The organism is Halomonas sp., from assembly GCF_041689495.1.
Lineage (GTDB): Bacteria > Pseudomonadota > Gammaproteobacteria > Pseudomonadales > Halomonadaceae > Halomonas.
In genome coordinates, this window is record NZ_JBDNGD010000522.1 from 1 (window position 1) to 2,072 (window position 2,072).

Sequence of the window (2,072 nt, forward strand, 5' to 3'; positions counted from 1 at the left end):
AGGAGCGTTATACATTGCTGTCCGCCGATCTCGCCGCCGTCCAGCAGTTTGTCGCCGAAAACCGTCGATAGGTAGTCTTCGACGCTCGGGGCTGATCCGAGCTCGGGCCACCGTCGCCGGGGAGGCCCTTTGGGGTCAGACTCCAAAAGGCCTGACCCCAAAAGGCCGCAAAAGGCCGGCCGCAGCACTCTTCCCGTTACTGCCTGCCATCGCCGAGAGACAAAGACCCAGGAGTCGGTTTTGGACGCCGTAAGTGATCCCATCGACCTGCATGAACGCATGAGGCCGCGGATCCTCCCGCGGCCCCGGGACGCCGCGCTCTATGCCCGCGCCCAGCGCGAGGGGCTCTCCGAGCTGCAGGCGCGGGTGCTGGCCGGCCGCCTGGCGGGCTACCAGGGCGAGCTTTCGCCGCTGGTCTCGCCGAGCCTGCGTCATCTGGTCCATCCTGCTCAGCTGAAGGATGCCCGCAAGGCCGCCGAACGCATCGCCCAGGCGGTCGTGGACGACGAGCATATCGGCATCCTCACCGACTATGACGTGGACGGCATCACCTCCCATGTGGTGATCCGGCGTACTCTGGTCGAGCTGTTCGGGGTGCCCGAGGCGCGGCTGCACAGCCTGATCGGCCACCGCATCCATGACGGCTACGGCATCAGTCTGCCGCTGGTGGAGCGCACCCTGGCACTCACCCCGCGGCCCAGCCTGGTGATTACCGCCGATTGCGGAAGCAGCGATGAACCCCGCATCGCTCGGCTCAAGGCGGACGGCATCGACGTCGTGGTCAGCGACCACCACGCCCTGCCGCTGGAGGGGCCTCCTACCTCGGCCTTCGCCACCGTGAATCCGACCCGTGACGACTGTGATTACCCCGATCCGACCATCGCCGGCTGCATGGTGGCCTGGCTGGTCATGTCCCTGGCTCGCCAGGTGTTGATCGAGTGGGGTGTGCTGGCCGAGGCGACGCCGAAGCTCTCGTCCTGGCTCTCCTACGTGGCCCTGGGTACCGTGGCCGACTGCGTCTCGCTGGGCGGCAGTGCGGCCAATCGTGCCGTGGTCAATCACGGGCTGACCCTGATCAACCGCATGGATGCCGCCTGCTGGCGGGCCATGGCCGAGCGGCTGGGAGCCGACAGTCTGCCCTTCGATGCCGAGACCCTGGGCTTCCAGATGGGGCCGCGCATCAACGCTCGATCGCGCCTCGACGACCCCTATGCGGCGCTGCACTTCATGCTCGCGGAAGAGGATCATGTCGCTCGACGTTATCTCGAGGTGCTGGATCAGGATAACCAATCTCGCAAGGTTATCGAGGCGGAGATGGCGGAGGAGGCGAGGGCGCTGGCGCTGGCGGTACTGGCCGCCGACGAGTGCGCTATCGTGGTCTTCCTGGAGAGCGGGCATCCCGGCGTGCAGGGCATCGTGGCGTCGCGCCTGGTGCAGGCCTTCGGCCGACCGGCGCTGGTACTGACGCCGGCGGTGGCCCCCGGCATGCTCACCGGCTCGGGGCGCTCCATCGATGGGCTCCACCTGCGTGACGCCCTGCAGCGTACCTTCGAGCTGGCGCCCGAGAGCCTGCCGCGCTTCGGTGGCCACCGGGGGGCAGCAGGCGTCGGTGTGCCGGTGGAGTCCCTCGAGAGGTTCCGTGCGGCCTTCCTGAAAGCAGTGGGCGAGCAGTTGGGCGATACCGAACTCTGCCCGCGGATCTTCACCGATGGTGAGCTCGCGCCCGAGCAGCTCCGCCTCGCCACCCTGGATGAGCTCCAGAGGTTGGGACCCTACGGTCGGGAGTTCGATGCTCCTCTCTTCCAGGGCGACTTCCTGGTGGAGGCGCTGCGCCCTGTGGGCGCCGAGGGCAACCACCTGATGCTCGAGCTCGCCGCCGGGCCGGTCGTCTACAAGGCCATCTGGTTCCGGGCCCTGACACCGGGCGAGCTGCCGGCCTTCGGGGTCGGCGAAAGCCTGCGCTGCGCCTACAAGCTCAACCGCAACCGCTGGCGGGGAAGGGAGAGTCTACAGCTGATGGTCGAACATGCCGAAATGATCAAAAGGTGAATTGATGAGCCGGTCGCACCTAG

The 2,072-nt window shown here is 67.3% G+C and carries 1 protein-coding gene; it reads left to right on the top strand.

Annotation, left to right across the window (positions count from 1 at the left end; all coding sequences use genetic code 11):
* The first annotated feature begins 279 nt into the window (after positions 1–279).
* Entirely contained in the window at positions 280–2,049 is a 1,770-nt protein-coding gene (locus tag ACESMD_RS15465) for a DHH family phosphoesterase (protein WP_372614721.1), read from the top strand.
* Positions 2,050–2,072 lie beyond the last annotated feature (23 nt).